Source organism: Desulfomicrobium orale DSM 12838, assembly GCF_001553625.1.
GTDB classification, from domain to species: domain Bacteria; phylum Desulfobacterota; class Desulfovibrionia; order Desulfovibrionales; family Desulfomicrobiaceae; genus Desulfomicrobium; species Desulfomicrobium orale.
The window spans coordinates 933,262-951,518 of sequence record NZ_CP014230.1; the positions used below are offsets into that span (position 1 = coordinate 933,262).

Below are 18,257 nucleotides of genomic sequence, written 5' to 3' on the forward strand. Positions count from 1 at the left end.
ATGGCCGGGCCGGTCTTCAATTGTCTTCCAGCGTCGTATTTGTTAGGGGCGGACATTCATTCGCAACCTGAAATACCGCATGGAGCACTTCATGGCCCGACCCAAAACCGCCCCTCCCGCAGACGCCCGCCGCGAGGCTCTGGAAACCGCGCTGGCCACCATCGAGCGCCGCTATGGCCAGGGCTCGGTCATGCGCCTGTCCGACTCGTCCCATCAGGTGGTGCAGGTCATTCCCACGGGATCCATCGGCCTGGATCTGGCTCTTGGTGTGGGCGGCATTCCGCGTGGTCGGGTCACGGAAATTTTCGGCCCGGAATCTTCGGGCAAAACCACCCAGGCCCTGCACATCATCGCCGAGGCCCAGAAGCAGGGCGGGGTAGCCGCCTTTATCGACGCCGAACACGCTCTTGATGTGAACTACGCCCGCAGGCTCGGAGTCAGAACCGAAGACCTGCTCATCTCCCAGCCCGACTACGGCGAACAGGCCCTGGAAATCGCGGATATGCTGGTCCGCTCCGGCGCCGTGGACGTGGTCGTGGTGGACTCTGTGGCGGCCCTCATCCCGCAGGCCGAACTGGACGGCAACATGGGCGAAACCCAGGTGGGCTCCCAGGCCCGGCTCATGTCCCACGCCATGCGCAAGCTGACGGGTACCATCCACAAATCGCGCACGGCCATCATCTTCATCAACCAGTTGCGCATGAAGATCGGCATGACCGGATACGGCAGCCCCGAAACCACCACCGGCGGCAACGCCCTCAAGTTCTACGCTTCCGTGCGGCTGGATCTGCGCCGCATCCAGACTCTGAAGGACAAGGAAGAGTCCTACGGCAACCGGGTCCGGGCCAAGGTGGTCAAGAATAAGATGGCCCCGCCCTTTCGCGAGGCCGAGTACGACGTGCTGTTCGGCACGGGCATCTCCCGCGTGGGCGAACTGCTCGATCTGGGCGTGGAGCACGGCGTGGTGGACAAGAGCGGCGCGTGGTACGCCTTCGGCTCCGAGCGTCTGGGCCAGGGCAAGGAAAATGTGCGGGCCTTTCTGCAGGACAACGACGAATTGCGCATGCAGATCGAGCGCGCCCTGCTGGAACAGCTGGGCATGCCCGCTCCGGAACAGGAAGCGGCCGAGGACGAAAAGCTTCCGCAGGATTGATCTCCGGGCCGTTCCGGGTAGACGGCCTCCTTGCCGCGGATGCCACGCTGTCGGCATCCCTTCCATGAGCAACCCTGACGAGGTGCAATGTGATCAGCGCTGGTGAAATTCGCAAACGTTTTCTGGAATACTTCCGGGCTCACGGACACAGCGTGCAGCCCAGTTCCTCTCTGGTGCCCCAGGACGACCCCACCCTGCTCTTCACCAACGCAGGCATGGTGCAGTTCAAGAAAATTTTTCAGGGTCAGGAAAAGCGGGACTATACCCGTGCGACCACTTCGCAGAAATGCCTGCGCGTGGGCGGCAAGCACAACGACCTGGAAAATGTGGGGCGCACGGCCCGGCATCACACCTTCTTCGAGATGCTCGGTAATTTTTCTTTCGGCGACTACTTCAAGGAAGAAGCCATCCGTCTGGCCTGGAACTTCGTCACCGGCGAGCTCGGTCTGGACAAGGATAAACTGTCCATCTCCGTGTTCCGGGAGGACGACGAGGCCGAGGCCTTGTGGCGGCAGGTGGCCGGAGTCCCGGCGGAACGCATCTACCGTCTGGACGAGAAGGACAATTTCTGGGCCATGGGCGACACCGGCCCCTGCGGCCCCTGTTCCGAGATTTACGTGGATCAGGGCGCGGACATGGCCTGCGGGCCGGAATGCGGCATCGGCAAATGTGACTGCGACCGCTTTCTGGAAATCTGGAACCTGGTTTTCATGCAGTTCAACCGCTTCGAGGACGGACGCATGGAGCCATTGCCCAAGCCCAGCATCGACACGGGCATGGGCCTGGAGCGGATCACCGCCATCTGTCAGGGCAAGCGTTCCAACTTCGATACAGACCTGTTTCAGGGTTTGATTCAGGCCATGGCCCGGAAAGCGGGTGTCGCTTACGGCCGGGATGCGGACACGGACACGGCCCTGCGGGTCATCGCCGACCACAGCCGGGCCATTGCCTTTCTGCTGGCCGACGGCATGCTTCCTTCCAACGAAGGGCGGGGCTATGTGCTGCGCCGCCTGATCCGCCGGGCCTGCCGTTTCGGCAAACTGCTGGGCTTTACCGAGCCCTTCCTGTACGAGACCGCCGCCCAGGTGGTGCGGGAAATGGGCGAGACCTTCCCGGAACTGGCCGCCAGCCGGGACTTCATGATCCGTGTGGTGCGACAGGAGGAAGAGCGCTTCGGGGAGACCTTGGACAAGGGCCTGCGCATTCTCGAAGAGGAAATGGCCGCCCTGAAGACAGCGGGAAAGACGGCTATCAGCGGGGAAACGGCGTTCAGGCTTTACGACACGTATGGCTTTCCGCTGGATATCGTGAACGATGTGGCCGAAAAACAGGGCTTTTCCGTGGATGAACCAGGTTTTCTGGAGCATATGGCGGTACAGAAGAAGAAATCCAAGGAAGCCTGGGCGGGCTCCGGCGACAAGGGCCTGGCCGGGCGGTTCGCGGCCCTGCTGGGCGGCGGCCTGGAGTCGGAGTTTGTGGGCTACGACTGTCTGAATGCATCCAGCCGTGTCGTGGCTCTGCTGGGTTCCGGCGGAGAGCCTGTGGACCGGCTGGAAGGTGACGGATTCATGGTCACCCTGAGAACGCCCTTTTACGGCGAATCCGGCGGTCAGGCGGGGGATCGGGGGCGGGTCGTTTCGCCCACTGGAACCGCCCGCGTGCTGGATACCTTGAAGCCTGCTCCGTCCCTGAGCGTGCACAAGGTTGAGATGAGCGAAGGCTGTCTGCTGGCTGACCAGGAAGTGGAACTGTCTGTGGAAGAGGGCGAACGCATGGACACGGCCCGCAACCATTCGGCCACTCACCTGCTGCACGCGGCCCTGCGCCGGGTGCTGGGCGAGCACGTCAAGCAGGCCGGTTCGCTGGTCACGCCGTCCAGGCTGCGTTTTGATTTCACGCACATCGCGCCCCTGTCCGCCGAAGAACTGCGCCAGATTGAAAACGAGGTGAATCGCGCCATTCTGGCCGATACGCCTATCACCACCGAAATCATGCCCTACGACCGGGCTGTGGGCGAAAAACAGGCCATGGCTCTGTTCGGCGAAAAATATGAGGCCGATGTGCGGGTGGTGGAAATGGCTGGTGAATCCGTCGAGCTGTGCGGGGGCACGCATCTGTCGGCCACGGGCCAGGCCGGAACTTTCTGTATTCTGTCTGAAGCGGGTATTGCCGCGGGCGTGCGCCGCATCGAGGCTCTGACGGGCTGGGAAGCTCTGCGCTACTGGCAGGGGCTGCGCGACGAAGTGCGTGAAGCCGGGCATATGCTCAAGGCCGCTCCGGGAGATCTGGCAGCGAAGATCGCCTCCATGCAGGAGCAGAACAAGACGCTGAGCCGGAACGTGCAGGCGTTGCAGGACAGAGCCATGTCCGAAAGCGGAAAGAATCTGATGGCCGAGGTAAAGCAGATTGGCGGAGTGAACCTTCTGGCCCGGCAGGTGGATGCCCCGGATATGGACGCGTTGCGGCGGCTCATGGACGACCTGCGTTCCAAAATGCCCAGCGGCGTTATCGCCCTGGCGGCCGAGGTGGACGGGAAGGCCCTGCTGGTGTTGTCCGTGAGCAAGGATTTGCACAAGCGCTGCACCGCTCCGGCGCTCATGAGGAATATTTCCGAAGAAATCGGCGGAGGCGGTGGTGGGCGGCCCGACCTGGCTCAGGCCGGAGGAAACAGGCCCAAGGGTATCCAGGCGGCCTTGGCTAGGCTGGAAGTATTGCTGGGATGATGGAAGAGCTGTAGAGCCGTTTCCAGCCCCGGATGTGATCAGACTAAAGCCCTCGCCGTTGGTGGGGGCTTTACTTTTCTCTTCGGGTCTCGCCTTGACCGCATATCCCCATGTCACTACGTTTCACGCTCATGACGACTCTTTCCATCACAGCCAAAAAGCAGGACATTCTCGACCACGAAAGAAAGATGGCCCATGAAGTGGCCCTCGGAGTATTGGAGAAGCCCAAACCTCCTCTGTGGATGATCTTTGTCCCTGTGTTTTTTGTTTTTTTCGCCCAGAAAATGGGGCAGTACAAAAGCGGGCTCGCCAGTTTCGTGGAAAACTACCTGAAAATGCGCCACTGCGCTCTGGAAGCATGTCTGGAGTTCAGCAAAGAGGAAGACGACGCACGCGGAGAGAAGCTGATCAATGCCGTCGGCCCGATTCCTGAAGAGGCCAGAGAGCCGTTCGAGCGGTGGATGCGCCTTCTGACGGAACATTACGACCTTCTCTTTCAGGCCCGGGGTGAGGATCTGGCCGCCATGATTCGTCATGGATACGGCAGCAGGACGAATTATCTGCTCTTCTGCAACAGTCTGAACAAGGCGGAAAACGCTTATAATCTGGCTTTACTGCCCAAGATGCAGGGCGAGCGCGACGATCTGCTGTATGTCATCGAAAAAATGCATACCTGCGTCACGAATCTGCGGCGCAAGGAAGCGGACAGAGTATTTCCCTAGGCTGCCGCCATTTTTCAAAAGAGTTTGCGACCGTACAAACAAAAACGGACCCCGTTGAGGGCCCGTTTTTGTTTCATTTTTCCAAGATGATGCACTCAATCAGTGCAGCGAGCCTTCGCCTGAAGCATACTGGCGGCATCTCATACGGTGAATGGCTCTGGACAGGGCCGCCTGTGTCGCGGCGTATTCCACCTTCTCCTGCTGCTGCCTGATTCTCTGCTCGGCTCTCTCCTGGGCGCGGCGGGCGCGTTCAAGATCAATGTCCTCGGCCCTCTCGGCGACCTCGGCGAGCACCGACACCTTTGTCGGGGTAATCTCGGCAAAACCTCCGGCAACAAACACATAATACTTCTTGCCGTTGACCTTGTAATACAGCCCCCCGATACCGAGGGCGGAGAGAAACGGGATATGATTGGGCAGAACGCCGAACTCGCCGTTGATGCCCGGAGCGCCGACATATTCGACCTCTTCCCTGAGCACCATCTTGTCCGGCGTCACGATTTCAAGCGTAAGTGTGTTGGCCATATCGATACCCCACGGACAGCTTACTGTTTCTTGGCGTTTTCCAGAGCCTCGTCCAGACCGCCGACCATGTAGAAGCAGGATTCCGGCACGGAGTCATGCTTGCCCTCGATGATTTCCTTGAAGCCCTTGATGGTGTCCTCAAGTTTGACATAGCGGCCTTCCTTGCCCGTGAACTGCGCCGCCACGAAGAACGGCTGGGACAGGAAACGCTGGATTTTTCTGGCTCTGGATACGGTCAGCTTGTCCTCGTCGGACAGTTCGTCCATGCCCAAAATGGCGATGATGTCCTGCAGATCCTTGTATTTCTGCAGGATTCTCTGCACGGCGCGGGCCGTGGTGTAGTGGTCCATGCCGATGACGTTGGGGTCCAGAATGCGGGATGTGGAGTCCAGCGGGTCCACGGCGGGGTAGATGCCGAGCTCCGCGATCTGGCGGGAAAGCACGATGGTACCGTCCAGATGCGAGAAGGTCGTGGCCGGAGCAGGGTCAGTCAGGTCGTCGGCGGGGACGTAAACAGCCTGCACCGACGTGATGGAGCCCTTGTTGGTGGAGGTGATGCGTTCCTGAAGCTCGCCGAGGTCCGTGCCCAGGGTGGGCTGATAACCCACGGCCGAAGGCATGCGGCCCAGAAGAGCCGAAACTTCGGAGCCGGCCTGGGTGAAGCGGAAGATGTTGTCCACGAACAGCAGCACGTCCTGGTTTTCCTCGTCACGGAAGTACTCGGCCGCAGCCAAGGCGGTCAGGGCCACACGGGAACGGGCTCCCGGAGGCTCGTTCATCTGGCCGTAAACCAGGCAGGCTTTGTCCAGAACGCCAGCCTCGATCATTTCATGGTACAGGTCGTTGCCCTCGCGGGTCCGCTCGCCCACGCCCGCGAATACGGAGATGCCGCCGTGGTTTTTGGCGATGTTGTTGATCATCTCCATGAGGATAACGGTCTTGCCCACGCCCGCGCCACCGAACATGCCCATCTTGCCGCCCTTGGGAAAAGGAACCAGCAGGTCGATGACCTTGACTCCCGTTTCCAGCACCTCGATCTTGGTGGACTGCTCGGTGAATCCGGGGGCAGGGCGGTGGATGGAGTAGGTCTTGTCGGAGACGATGGGACCCTTTTCATCCACCGGACGGCCCACGACGTTCAGGATGCGGCCCAGAGAGGCCTTGCCTACGGGCACCTGAATGGGTTGGCCCGTGTCCTTGCCTTCCTGCCCGCGGACCAAGCCGTCGGTGTTGTCCATGGCGATGCAGCGCACCACGCCGTTGCCCAGATGCTGGGCCACCTCGACGACCAGATTGTCTTTGGTGTCGTCAATGGTTGGATTAGTGATGAGAATGGCATTCAAGATACTGGGGAGTTTCCCCTCGGCAAACTCCAGATCGACAACAGGTCCGATGACCTGCACTATTTTTCCGGTATTCACAGCACTCATGCGTTATGCCCCCTTATCCTTTCAGTGCTTCGGCACCGCCGACGATATCCATTAACTGGGTGGTGATGCTGGCCTGTCTGGCTTTGTTGTAGATCAGCGTCAGACTGCAGACCATTTCATCGCAGTTCTTGGTCGCATTATCCATGGCCGACATCCGCGCCGCATGCTCGCTGGCCGACGTGTCGAGCAGGCCGCGATACATCTGCACTTTCACGTAGCGCGGCAGAAGTTCCGCCAGCAGGCCCTCCACCGACGGCTCGAACACGTACTCGCTGGATGCCCCGGCCACAGGCTCCTCCGGCGTTTCCGCAGGAAGAATCTGCACGGTGGCCGCTTCCTGTCTGGCGATGTTCACGAACTTCCCGTAGACGATGTGCACCTCGTCGAATTGCGTGGTCAGATAACCGTCAATGACGAGATCGCCCGCGTCCCCGGCCAGCTGAAAATCGAAGCTGGACATGTGTTCGGTGTACTGCGCCACGATTTCGAACGTTGTCTTGCGGATGAAGTCCCAGCCTTTTCTCCCGATGCAGATGAACTTGACCGTCTTGCCTTCCGCTTCCTTCTGCCTGGCCAGCCTGTAGGCCGCGCCGCACAGGTTCGCGTTGAAGCTGCCGCACAGACCCTTGTCCGAAGTGACCAGAATGATACCCACATTCTGGATGACCTCGCGCTTTTCGAGCAGCGGATGCGCGCTGGCATCGGAGCGGGAGGCCAGATCGACAAGAATGTCGTGGAACTTGTCAGCATAGGGACGGAAGCGTTCGATCCGGCTCTGGGCGCCGCGCAGCTTGGCCGAGGCGACCATGTTCATCGCCTTGGTGATCTGCTTGGTCTTCTTTACGCCGACGATTTTGTTCTGAATGTCCCTGAGTGATGGCATTGACGACTCCTTCGGCGACTCTAGGCCTTAAAGCCGGTCTTGAATTCCTCAATCGCGGCAGCCAGTTTCTTTTCGGTCTCCGCGCCCAGGTCTTTGGTCTGGACGATTTCAGCCAGCACATTGGACTTCTGGTTGCGCATGAAGTCGACCAGCTCGCTGCCGAACCGGATGGCGTCTGCCACGGCCACGTCATCAAGGTATCCGCGCGTGCCCGCGTACAGCACGGCCACCTGCTCTTCCACCGGCATGGGCTGGTACTGCGGCTGCTTGAGCAGCTCCACCAGTCGTTCGCCGCGGGTCAGCTTGGTCTTGGTGGCCTTGTCCAGATCGGAGCCGAACTGGGCAAAAGCCGCCAGTTCGCGGTACTGCGCCAAGTCCAGGCGCAGGGTTCCGGCCACCTTCTTCATGGCCTTGATCTGGGCCGCGCCGCCGACGCGGGAAACGGACAGGCCGACGTTGATGGCGGGGCGGATGCCGGCCATGAACAGGTTGGGTTCAAGGTAGACCTGCCCGTCGGTAATGGAGATGACGTTCGTGGGAATGTACGCCGACACGTCGCCAGCCTGGGTTTCGATGATGGGCAGAGCCGTCAGGGAGCCCGCGCCGAGGTCGTCATTCAGTTTGCAGGCGCGCTCCAGCAGGCGGGAGTGCAGATAGAAAACGTCGCCGGGGAAGGCCTCACGTCCCGGAGGACGGCGCAGCAGCAGGGACATCTGGCGGTAGGCCACGGCCTGCTTGGAAAGGTCGTCGTAGATGATGAGAGCGTGTTTGCCGTTGTCGCGGTAAAATTCGGCCATGGTGCAGCCGCAGTAGGCGGCGATGAATTGCAGCGGGGCCGGCTCGGACGCGGTGGCGGAAATGACCGTGGTGTATTCCAGAGCGCCGTTCTGGCGCAGGGCTTCGACCACCTGGGCCACTGTGGAGCGTTTCTGGCCGATGGCCACATAGAAGCAATGGATGTCGCTGTTTTTCTGGGCCAGAATGGCGTCGACGCCCACGGCCGTCTTACCGACCTGGCGGTCGCCGATGATCAGCTCGCGCTGACCGCGCCCGATGGGCGTCATGGCGTCAACGGCCTTGAGTCCCGTGTACATGGGCTCGTGCACGGATTTACGGGCAATGATGCCGGGAGCCTTGATCTCGACGTTCCGGTAGGTGTCCGTCTGGATCGGTCCAAGGCCGTCGATAGGGTTGCCGAGGGGGTCGATGACCCGGCCCATAACCGCGTCGCCCACGGGTACCTGGAAAATCCGGCCCGTGCGCTTGACCACATCTCCTTCCTTGATGTGCTCGGTTTCACCGAGAAGAGCCACGCCCACCGAGTCTTCTTCCAGGTTCAGGACCATGCCCATGACGCCGCCCGGAAATTCGAGGAGTTCCATGGCCATGGCATTGTCACAGCCATAGACCCGGGCAATGCCGTCACCCACCGACAGGACCACGCCAGTTTCGCTCATCTCGACCTTTTTCTCGTAATTCTTGATCTGGCCTTCGATGATCTGGCTGATTTCTTCTGCTTTGATCTGCATAGCCGCTACTCACCTCTTTTGATATTTTCCTTCAAAATTTGCAGTTGAGCCCGAATGCTGGCGTCGAGAACCCTGTCTCCGATCTTGAGCATGAGTCCGCCGATGATGTCCTGATCCACCTCATAGTCGAGGACGATCTTGCGTCCCGATTCCTTTGCCAGTTTGTCGACGACGCTTTTCTGCACGGCTTCGGAAAGCTTCACCGCCGTGACCAGTTTGCCGCGCAGTACGCCCTGCTCGACATCCAGCAGCGCTCCGTACGCAGCACTGATTTCCGGCAGGAAGGCCAAGCGGTCCTTGTCCGCCAAGAGCAGGCAGAAGTTGCGGATCATGGGGCTTAGGGCCGCTTTCTCCAACACTTTAAGGATAACCCCTCTCTTTTCTTCCACAGTGAAAACAGGGTTGCGGAAGATTTTCATAAGATCCGGGGCATTCTCCAGAAGATCAGCCAGCCTGGACAGGTCCTCGCCGTATTGCGCCGGCGCGTCCTTGCCGGACTGCTCCTGCGCGACGGCGAACAGCGCCTTGGCATACCGTCTTGCTACGATGTTCCCTGTCAATTGAGCACCACCTTTTTAAGATATTCGTTGACCAACTCCTCGTGATCCTTCTTCTTGAGCTGCTTCTTCACCAGCTCCTCGGCGGCGGAAGTGATTTTCTCCGCCAGTTCGGCCCGGATGGCGTCGATGGCCTGCTTCGCCTCCTGAGCAGCGGCGATTTCGGCCTGCGCCTTGATCTGAAGAGCCTGGGCCTCAGCCTTATCGATGATGGCCCGCCGCCTGGCCTCGCCCTGCGCGGTAGCCTCGGCGAGAATCCGGGAGCGTTCGGCTTCCAGATCGGCGATGCTCTCTTCCACTTCCCGCAGACGATCCTGGGCTTCCGTCCGGCGTTCATCCAGATCGGCAAGCTCCACCTCGATCTGTCTGCTGCGGCCGGTGAACAGGGCGACAATGCGTTTGCCCGCGAACTTGTACACCAGAAAGGCGACAATGGCGAAGGTGATAACGCGATAGAGCAAATCCGGCAGCTTGCTGCCGCTGGACGCATCTTCGCTGGCAAACGCCATCACCGCACAGAAAACCAGCGTCACCGTCAGCAATCCGGCAGTCCTGAACTTTTTCAAAATTCCGCCCTCCTTATGGATACAGCTTGCACCACACCCGAAACCATTCATCACGCCCTGTTCAGCACTTTTTCGGCGACTTCCTTCGCGTATGTAGTCACTGTCCCGCGCAGAGACTTGAGAGCAGCCTGTTTCTGATGCTCAATGTCCTTCCTGGCCGCAGCGATCTTCTCGGCAGCTTCGGTTCCGGCGGCGCTCAGCACAGAACTCTCCGTGGCCATGCCCTCCTCTTTCAGGGAATGGCGGATCCCCTGGGCTTCTGTGCGGGCCTCGGCCAAGGCGGCCCGGTAATTTTTCAGTTTGATCTCGGCCTCGGCAGTGAAGTCTTCGATGGAGCGCAGCTTCTGGTCCATGACTTCCGCCCGCTTTTTGATGATCCCGCGGATGGGGCGGTACAGCACAAGATTCAGGACCATTAGAGTAATCACGAAGTTCGCGAACTGAACAAAAAACGTCCAATTGAGTTCGATCATGCTGCCCCCTGACGAGTATGTGAATTTTTGTCCAAAGTCGGTGCACCTTTACCCGATTGCCAGCTTCGTGTCAAAATCTTTTTCTTTTTTCATGGGATAAAAAGGCTGTCGGTTCAAAAAGAATAAGTCGTCCGAAATTTCACGAGAATATCTGGCTCATCTTGACTCTGGCCAGAATCATTGGAGGCAGACACTTGTTCATATCGAATGCAATAGCCGTGGGTTCAGGAGTCGGGATCCTGGGAAAGTGATACACAAGTCTGCAAGGTTCAGTTTTTTTTGAACACAAAGCGGCGCATGGCCACGTTGAGCACAATGCCGATCATGCAGAAATTCACCACGGAAGCACTGCCGCCGTAACTGATGAAAGGCAGTGGGATGCCCACCACCGGCATGATGCCCAGAACCATGCCCATATTGATCAGCACTTGCCAGAAAAAATAGAAAAACACTCCCGCGCAGAGGCAACTGCCAAATTCATCCTTGGCTTCCAGAGCCACGACATAAATCTGGTAAAGGAAGGAGCAGAACAGGATGAGAAGAACCATGGTGCCGGAAAATCCCCATTCCTCGCCGAAAACGGCGAAAGCGAAGTCCGTGTGCTTTTCCGGGAGAAACCGGAGCTGACTCTGGGTGCCTTCCAGAAACCCTTTACCCCAGAATCCGCCGGAGCCGATGGCGATCTGGGACTGAATGATATGGTAGCCCGCGCCCAGAGGGTCGTTGCCCGGGTCCAGAAAGGTCAAGATTCTTTGTTTCTGGTAGTCATGCAGAAAAAACCAGCCAAATGGCAGGCAAAGGGGAGCGAGCACGAGCAGTATACGGAATACGCCGGTCTGGAGGCCCTTGAAAAATACCATGCCCCCCAGGATGAGCAGGATACTGAGGGCCGAGCCCAGATCCGGCTGTTTGACGATCAGGGCCGCCGGAATCAGTCCTACCAGCAGCACCTTGGCCAAGCTCATCCACCCGAGCCGGATCTCCATTCTGGACAGTAGATGAGCAGCCAGAATGAGCACAGCTATCTTGGCCAGTTCCGTGGGTTGCAGGTTGAAAAAACCGAGATCCAGCCAGCGTTTGGCGCCGTAGATGGTTTTGCCGGCCACGGCCACGCCCAGCAGCAGGAACAGCGAAAGAATGAAAAGGGGCCAGGCTGTTCCCCGGAAATGCCGGTAATCGACAGTCACGCAGAGCATCATGACGCAGAAGCTCGCGCCGCCCCACAGCATTTGCTTGTTGAAGTAGGAATCCAGCTCCAGTCCGGCGGCACCGCGCAGTGTACTGGCGGAATAAAGGTTGACGGCGCCGATAAGGAAAAGAAGGACTACCAGCCCGAGCAATCCCCAGTTGATATGGGAAAAAACTCTCCGGTCGATCATGATTCCTCCGCCGGTTCCGGAAATTCCGGGGGAAAAAGTGCGTCGATCACGGCCCCTACCACTGGGCCGGCTTCAGCTCCGCCCTGGCCGCCGTGTTCTATCATGGCCACGATGGCGTAACGCTTGTCGTCCTTTTCCGCGAACGCGGCCATCCAGGCGTGATCCCGGTATTTGTAGGGGATTTCCCGGGTCTTTTTCTTGGCGTACTTGTCCAGCAGCTTCACCACCTGCGAGGTACCCGTCTTGCCCCCCACCCTGATGCCCGGACGGCGAAGCATGCGGGCCGTGCCTTTGGGGTCTTCCACCGTGGCGACCATGGCGTCGACAGTCTGCTTCCGTGTGGCCGGGCTCATGGGCAGCGTTCCGGCCACATCCGGCTTGTCCGCGAGCAGCAGCGTCGGACGCAACAGCGTGCCTCCGTTGACCAGGGCCGATACGAACTTGGCTACCTGGAGCGGCGTGGCCAGCGTATGGCCCTGCCCGATGGAAAAATTCAGCGTTTCGCCTTTCTGCCAGCGCTCGCCGAAGCGTTTGAATTTCCACTCCGGAGTGGGGATGTTTCCTGAACGCTCATGGGGCAGTTCCACGCCCGTCTTTTCCCCGAAGCCACAACGCATGGCGTAATCGCCGATGGCACTCACGCCCAGCCGCTCTCCCACCTGATAGTAGTAGACGTCGCAGGATTCCACGAGAGATTTGCGAAAATCCGTAATCCCATGCCCGCCCCAACGCCAGCAGCGGAAGTCCCGGTTGCCCAGCGTGTACTTCCCCGGGCAGAAAACCGTGCTCCGATGAGTCATGAGTCCGCTGTCCAGGCCCAGAGCCCCCACCACCAGCTTGAAAACGGAGCCCGGCGGATAGGCGCTCTGGATAGGTCTGTTCTGCAGAGGGTGCAGCGGGTCGTCCAGCAGCTCTTTCCATTTGGAATGGCTGATGCCGACCACGAATTCGTTGGGATCATACGTGGGCAGGCTGACCTGCGCCAGAATCTGGCCCGTTCCGGCGTCCATGACCACAATGGCCCCAGCCTTCCCCTCCAGTGCGCGGGTAGCGGCCTCCTGCAGCCGCAGGGAAACGCTCAGCGTCAGATCCTCGCCCATGACGGGCTGGGAGACGATACGCGAGGACAGCACCCGGCCCGAGGCGTCCACCTCGAACTCCTCGAGCCCCTTGGTGCCACGCAACCTGCGTTCCAGCACGAGCTCGATGCCCTGTTTGCCCACGTCGTCGCCCAGCTGCAGATCCGGATCGTTGGCCAGTTCTTCCTCGTTGGCCCTGGCCACATAGCCGAGCAGATGGGCCAGGGTTTTCCCGTGAGCGTAGTATCTTTTGGGCCGGACGACGATGCTCAGTCCCGGCCAATCCTGGAGGTGGGCCTCCACCACCGCCACCAGATCAAAAGGAATGTTGGGGACGATGACCTGCTCGTCAAAATGTTTGACGCGCTTGCGGCCTATTTCGAAAGCCTTCTGCAAATCCTCCCGGGGTATCCCCGTCCATCTGCAGATCTGGTCCAGAGTGCCGGGAATATCCGGGCATTCCTCGCGTACCAGCGCCAGTGCGTATGCCGGAGCGTTTTCAGCCAGAAGCACTCCATCCCGGTCGTGAATGATGCCGCGCGGAGAAAAAAGGGTGCTCTGTCTGGTTCTGTTCTGTTGCGCCCGGCTCTGGTAGAATTCGGTCTTGTAAACCTGCAGATACCACAGCCGGATTCCAAAGACGCAGAAAAGCCCCGCGATCAGAATCAGCAGAAAAAGCGGCCCGGAAAAAATGGGCGGCCTCTCGGGCGGATCAAATGTACCCACGCCGGACCCACCGCCGATATGCCCAGAACGCACCGCCCCAGAAAATTCCGTAAAAAAGCCACTGCCGCAGAATCCAGTTCCACGGGGCGGGCATGCGTACGGGGATTTCCTGAAACTGCACGGCCCCTGACAGTACAAGCCAGTGCCACACGGAAAGAAGCAGGGAAAAGAAGAGAATGAAGAATGGATTACGGGGCTCGAGCAGCCAGCGCGAAAACAGGAAGGCCAGATACATGCCCGCATAGAACAGGAGCGAAGAGCCAAATACCAGATCGCCCATGCCTTCCTGCATGAATATGACAAACCAGGTCATCCAGATGAGCGACCACCATTGCCCGATCTGCAGGCAAACCAGAAGGCCGGGGGCGAGGAAGTCAAAGCCGCCGGACAACTCCTGCGCCCAGAGGGCCACGACAAAATACACGATCCACCATAGTACGGGGGAAATCCCCTCGCCTTTGCCCTCATGCCGACGGAACATGTTCTCTACCGTTTTTTACGCGCCTTCTGCCGGACTCCGGAGCCGTCCGTCGCCTGAGTATCCGCGGCAGAGGTGCCGTTGGAGTTTTCCTTCGCGGCAGAAGCATTGCCCGAGTCCTGCGTGGCGTTCTCATCTCCGGTAGTGGTATTGCCAGCCTCGTCCGGTATCTCGTTTCGGCGGCTCAGAATGAGCAGTTCTTCGTAGTAGCGCAGGGCCAGCAGCGGCTCCGCGTACACGTTCTGAAAGAGGGAGACGTCGGCGGGTGTGACTTCCACCACGCGTGCCACGGGAATGCCTTTGGGAAAAACGCCTCCCTGTCCCGATGTGATCAGGATTTCGCCGGGAGAGACCTCGTCGTTGCGCGGGATGAACTTCACTTCCAGAAATGCCCCAAAACCCCGCCCCTGCACGATTGCGGGCACACGTCCCTCGCTGGTGAGCACGGGGATTCTGCTGGTGGGGTCCGAAAGCAGCAGTACGGAGGAAAAATGCGCCCCGGGCCGGACGATGCGGCCCACCGCGCCTTTGGTCGAGATGACCGGGTCGTTGGCCCGCACGCCGTGGACGGAACCTGCATCCACCAGCATGGATTCCAGAATGGCGTTGGGGCCGAGCTTCTGGCCGATGACCCGGCAGCCACGCATGTCCCATGAAATCTCGGGAGAGAACCGCAGCAGGGCGGCCATGCGGTCGGCGGACTTGGCCTTTTCCGAAAGGCGGGTCAGGTCGCGTTCCACCTCGTGCAGTCTGATGGAGAGGTCTTCATTTTCCTGGCGTACGCCGACCAGATATATGTACCTGGACCAGAAAGCGGTCACATGGTGTTGCACCAGACGTCCGGGAGTCAGGATCCACCCGGCGAGATCGAGCCCCATGAATGTTGACAGCCTGTCCAGATACCCCGTTTTCCAGTTCCAAGTATATATGGAAAAATAGAGAAAGAGCGGCAGGAAGAAAAAAAGAACGAGGTGCCGGAAGCGGGGAAACATATGTTACTCGACGGTCACCTCGCGCAGCACGTCCAGATTGTCCAGCACCTTGCCCGACCCCAGAGCCACGGTGGACAGCGGATCTTCCACAACGGTGATGGGCAGGGACGTTTCCTCGCGCAGCAGGTGATCCAGCCCTTTCAGCAGTCCGCCGCCGCCGGTCAGAACGATGCCCCGGTCCACGATGTCCGCGGCCAGTTCGGGCGGGGTCTGTTCCAGAGCGATGCGTACGGCCTGAACGATGGAGTCCACAGGTTCGGAAATGGCCTTGCGCACTTCCTCGGAAGTGATGGTAATGTTCTGGGGAATGCCGGACACCAGATCGCGGCCCTTGACATCCATGACCAGCTCCGAATCCAGAGTATAGGCCGAGCCGATGGCGGTCTTGATGTCTTCGGCCGAGCTTTCGCCGATGAGCATGTTGTACTTGCGTTTGACGTACTGCAGAATGGCGTCGTCCATCTTGTCCCCGCCGATGCGTACGGACTTGGAATAGACGATGCCCGCCAGAGAAATGACCGCCACTTCGGTGGTGCCGCCGCCGATATCCACCACCATGTTGGATGTGGGCTCAGTGATGGGCAAATCCGCGCCGATGGCCGCGGCCATCGGCTCCTCGATCAGAAAAATCTCGCGCGCGCCGGCGCTCTGGGCGGATTCGCGCACCGCCCGCTTCTCCACCTGAGTGATGCCCGTGGGCACGCAGATGACAATCCGGGGACGGACCAGCCGACGGCTGTTGTGCACCTTGGAGATGAAATGCCTGAGCATGGCCTCGGTCACTTCAAAATCGGCGATGACGCCATCCTTCATGGGCCGGATGGCCACGATATTGCCCGGCGTGCGGCCCAGCATGCGTTTGGCCTCGCTGCCCACGGCCAGAACCTTGTTGTTCCCCCGGTTGTCCCGCTTCACGGCCACCACGGAGGGCTCACGCAGCACGATGCCCCGGCCCCTGACATAGACACAGGTATTGGCCGTCCCCAGATCGATGGCCAGATCGTTTGAGAAGATCCCCAAAAGCTTATCCAAAATTCTGGACATACATTTCCTCATTTATCATGTTCAAACGGGTTCACCCGGCAAGCGGCGGGGATGCGCTTCATGTCCGGCAAACACGACCGGCAGGGCGTTTCGCGTACCAGAACAAATTTGTGCAGGCAACCTCATCCTCCGGCCATGACCGTCAACAGATACTACCCTCTGTCCGTCCATTTCCGGCAGCGTTTCGGCCGGCGGGTGCAGAAAATTTCTCTGGACGCCGGAAGCACCTGCCCCAACCGGGACGGCGCTCTGTCCACGCGCGGCTGTGCCTTCTGCAATGAACGCGGCTCCGGCACGGATCAGGCCAAGCTGGGCAAATCCCTGACCGGACAATACCTGGAAGGTCGGGAGAAATACCGGCGGCGTATGCCGAAGGCGCTGTTCATGGCCTATGTCCAGTCTTTCTCCAACACCTACGGACCGGCGGATCGTCTGCGGAGCATGATCTCCGAGGTGGCTTGCCTGCCCGACATGGCCGGTCTGGCCATCGGCACCCGCCCCGACTGTCTGGACGAGGAAAAGCTGGATATCCTTAGGGCCGCTCCCTTGGAGGAAATCTGGCTCGACATCGGGCTTCAGTCGGCTCGTGACGCCACGCTGCAACGCATCAACCGGGGGCACGACGCCGCCTGTTTCGCGGTCTGGGCACGCCGGTCCGCAGCGAAGGGTCTCAAGGTCTGCGCCCATGTCATCACCGGCCTGCCCGGAGAATCCCTGGAACATTTCGAGGCCACCATGGCCTTTGTCAGCGCCTTGCCCGTGGCCGGAGTCAAAATTCACAATCTCTGCGTCTGCCATGGCTCTTCTCTGGCGGAGGAATGGCGGCGGGGGACCTTGCGCCTTCTCAGCCGGGAGGATTCCATAGTCTGGGCCGTGCGGGGCCTGGAGCTGCTGCGTCCGGACATCGTGGTTCACCGCATGAACGGCGACCCTGACGGAGACGAGCTTGTGGCTCCAGACTGGGCCGGGGATAAAAGAGGGTTCCTCGAAGATATCCGCCGCCGTCTTGAAGCGCTGGATACCTGGCAGGGCAAGGCCCTGGGATACCCTCTGGACGCCCGGTTCAATCCGCCGCCGGGTCAGGAAGGCCATGCTTCCGGCCGGCCCGCCAAACGGTGATCCGCGCCGCTTTTATCCCGAAAACAGGAAAACACATCCGGAAGGCTCGCCATGCTCCTTACCGAAACCTTTGCCAACCAGTGGTTTTCCGTCAGTTTCTTCTGGCGGGACGGGCTGCTCGTCCAGACGGAACTGAGCCCGGACATACTGCCCGCAACGCCGCCCAAGTCCGCCTACGGCCGTGAACTGGAGCGGCTCGTCGCCGGTTACGACCGGCTCACGCGGGACATGTGGCCGGAACTTCCCCTGGATACCCGCAGTCTGACGCCCTTTGCCCTGAATGTACTGCGGCGGCTGCGGCAGGACACCCCGCGCGGCTCCTGGACGACTTACGGCCGGCTCGCGGCGGCCTGCGGGTCGCCCAGGGCGGCCAGAGCCGTGGGTTCGGTCATGGCCAGAAATCCATGGGCCCTGATCTGTCCATGCCACAGGGTATTGGCCGGAGATGGCGGCATCGGCGGGTTCGGCCCCGGCACCGCACTGAAGCGCACCCTGCTCACTTTGGAGAAGGCGTGGCCGGAGCAAAAGCCGGAGTGAGCATTTCGTCGTCCACCGCATCGGCATCGTCGGCATACAGGCGGATCAGGTTGCGCAGATGCCCGAAGCTGGTCTCGTCCATATTCAAAAAGTCAATGGCTCCATCCTCTCCGGAGCGTACAATGCGGCCGTGAATCCTGATGCGGACATCGGCATTCAGCTCCATCTCGACGTCACATTCCCAACCCGGAAGGAGCCAGTCGGCGGTGGAGCAGGAGAGCCCCTTGAGACTCAGATCCCGAACCTGTCCACTCACCGCTTCTCCCGCGAATATGATGGTCAGCGGCAATTCGAGATTGACCCGGGTCCTTCTGCGTCGCTCCTGTCCCATATCGTCCTCCG

The 18,257-nt window shown here is 60.0% G+C and carries 18 protein-coding genes; 5 read left to right on the forward strand and 13 right to left on the reverse strand.

The features are described 5' to 3' along the window. Positions 1-91: 91 nt before the first annotated feature. From recA to AXF15_RS04190, 3 genes are all read left to right on the forward strand, one after another. A complete protein-coding gene (recA, locus tag AXF15_RS04180) occupies positions 92-1,153 on the forward strand; it encodes a recombinase RecA (protein WP_066603721.1) in 1,062 nt (353 codons plus the stop codon). 89 nt (positions 1,154-1,242) lie between these two features. After that, complete coding sequence (alaS, locus tag AXF15_RS04185; protein WP_066603724.1) at positions 1,243-3,876, forward strand: alanine--tRNA ligase; 2,634 nt, start codon at positions 1,243-1,245, stop codon at positions 3,874-3,876. Between the two features lie 110 nt (positions 3,877-3,986). After that, entirely contained in the window at positions 3,987-4,598 is a 612-nt protein-coding gene (locus tag AXF15_RS04190; protein ID WP_151192281.1) for an NF038143 family protein, read from the forward strand. Positions 4,599-4,697: 99 nt separating this feature from the next. Here AXF15_RS04190 and AXF15_RS04195 read toward each other — a convergent pair whose 3' ends face one another. The 12 genes from AXF15_RS04195 to AXF15_RS04250 all read right to left on the reverse strand — a co-directional run bounded on the left by AXF15_RS04195 (position 4,698) and on the right by AXF15_RS04250 (position 16,259). Then, positions 4,698-5,123, reverse strand: coding sequence for a F0F1 ATP synthase subunit epsilon (locus AXF15_RS04195; RefSeq protein ID WP_066603728.1), 426 nt, complete (start codon positions 5,121-5,123; stop codon positions 4,698-4,700). A gap of 20 nt (positions 5,124-5,143) precedes the next feature. Beyond that, positions 5,144-6,553 carry a F0F1 ATP synthase subunit beta gene (gene atpD, locus AXF15_RS04200; RefSeq protein WP_066603731.1) on the reverse strand — a complete coding sequence of 470 codons (1,410 nt, stop codon included), beginning with the start codon at positions 6,551-6,553 and terminating at the stop codon, positions 5,144-5,146. A 13-nt stretch (positions 6,554-6,566) separates the two neighbouring features. Further along, positions 6,567-7,436, reverse strand: coding sequence for a F0F1 ATP synthase subunit gamma (locus AXF15_RS04205; protein WP_066603734.1), 870 nt, complete (start codon positions 7,434-7,436; stop codon positions 6,567-6,569). 20 nt (positions 7,437-7,456) lie between these two features. Beyond that, positions 7,457-8,965 carry a F0F1 ATP synthase subunit alpha gene (gene atpA, locus AXF15_RS04210; protein WP_066603737.1) on the reverse strand — a complete coding sequence of 503 codons (1,509 nt, stop codon included), beginning with the start codon at positions 8,963-8,965 and terminating at the stop codon, positions 7,457-7,459. A gap of 5 nt (positions 8,966-8,970) precedes the next feature. After that, complete coding sequence (gene atpH, locus AXF15_RS04215; RefSeq protein WP_066603740.1) at positions 8,971-9,525, reverse strand: ATP synthase F1 subunit delta; 555 nt, start codon at positions 9,523-9,525, stop codon at positions 8,971-8,973. Further along, positions 9,522-10,088, reverse strand: a complete 567-nt coding sequence (locus AXF15_RS04220; RefSeq protein WP_151192282.1) for a F0F1 ATP synthase subunit B family protein — start codon at positions 10,086-10,088, stop codon at positions 9,522-9,524. Before AXF15_RS04220 ends, atpH begins: the two co-directional genes overlap by 4 nt. Positions 10,089-10,138: 50 nt before the next feature. After that, entirely contained in the window at positions 10,139-10,561 is a 423-nt protein-coding gene (locus AXF15_RS04225; RefSeq protein WP_066603744.1) for an ATP synthase F0 subunit B, read from the reverse strand. 269 nt (positions 10,562-10,830) lie between these two features. Then, positions 10,831-11,940, reverse strand: a complete 1,110-nt coding sequence (gene rodA / locus AXF15_RS04230; protein ID WP_066603748.1) for a rod shape-determining protein RodA — start codon at positions 11,938-11,940, stop codon at positions 10,831-10,833. Further along, entirely contained in the window at positions 11,937-13,745 is a 1,809-nt protein-coding gene (gene mrdA / locus AXF15_RS04235; RefSeq protein WP_066608660.1) for a penicillin-binding protein 2, read from the reverse strand. Before mrdA ends, rodA begins: the two co-directional genes overlap by 4 nt. Then, the gene (locus tag AXF15_RS14510) at positions 13,732-14,226 is read right to left on the reverse strand and encodes a hypothetical protein (protein ID WP_066603752.1); all 495 of its coding nucleotides are present in this window, start codon (positions 14,224-14,226) and stop codon (positions 13,732-13,734) included. Before AXF15_RS14510 ends, mrdA begins: the two co-directional genes overlap by 14 nt. 5 nt (positions 14,227-14,231) lie before the next feature. Continuing rightward, positions 14,232-15,215, reverse strand: coding sequence for a rod shape-determining protein MreC (gene mreC / locus AXF15_RS04245; RefSeq protein ID WP_066603755.1), 984 nt, complete (start codon positions 15,213-15,215; stop codon positions 14,232-14,234). Positions 15,216-15,218: 3 nt separating this feature from the next. After that, positions 15,219-16,259, reverse strand: coding sequence for a rod shape-determining protein (locus tag AXF15_RS04250; RefSeq protein WP_066603756.1), 1,041 nt, complete (start codon positions 16,257-16,259; stop codon positions 15,219-15,221). 60 nt (positions 16,260-16,319) lie between these two features. Between AXF15_RS04250 and mnmL the strand changes: the two genes are divergently transcribed. Beyond that, positions 16,320-17,378: a tRNA modification radical SAM protein MnmL/YtqA gene (mnmL, locus tag AXF15_RS04255; RefSeq protein WP_236884827.1), complete on the forward strand. Its 1,059-nt coding sequence runs from the start codon at positions 16,320-16,322 to the stop codon at positions 17,376-17,378. A 51-nt stretch (positions 17,379-17,429) separates the two neighbouring features. Next, entirely contained in the window at positions 17,430-17,915 is a 486-nt protein-coding gene (locus AXF15_RS04260) for a methylated-DNA--[protein]-cysteine S-methyltransferase (protein WP_066603758.1), read from the forward strand. Here the strand turns inward: AXF15_RS04260 and AXF15_RS04265 are convergent. Beyond that, positions 17,875-18,246, reverse strand: a complete 372-nt coding sequence (locus AXF15_RS04265) for a PilZ domain-containing protein (RefSeq protein WP_066603761.1) — start codon at positions 18,244-18,246, stop codon at positions 17,875-17,877. The two genes, AXF15_RS04260 and AXF15_RS04265, sit on opposite strands and share 41 nt — an antisense overlap. Positions 18,247-18,257: the final 11 nt, after the last annotated feature.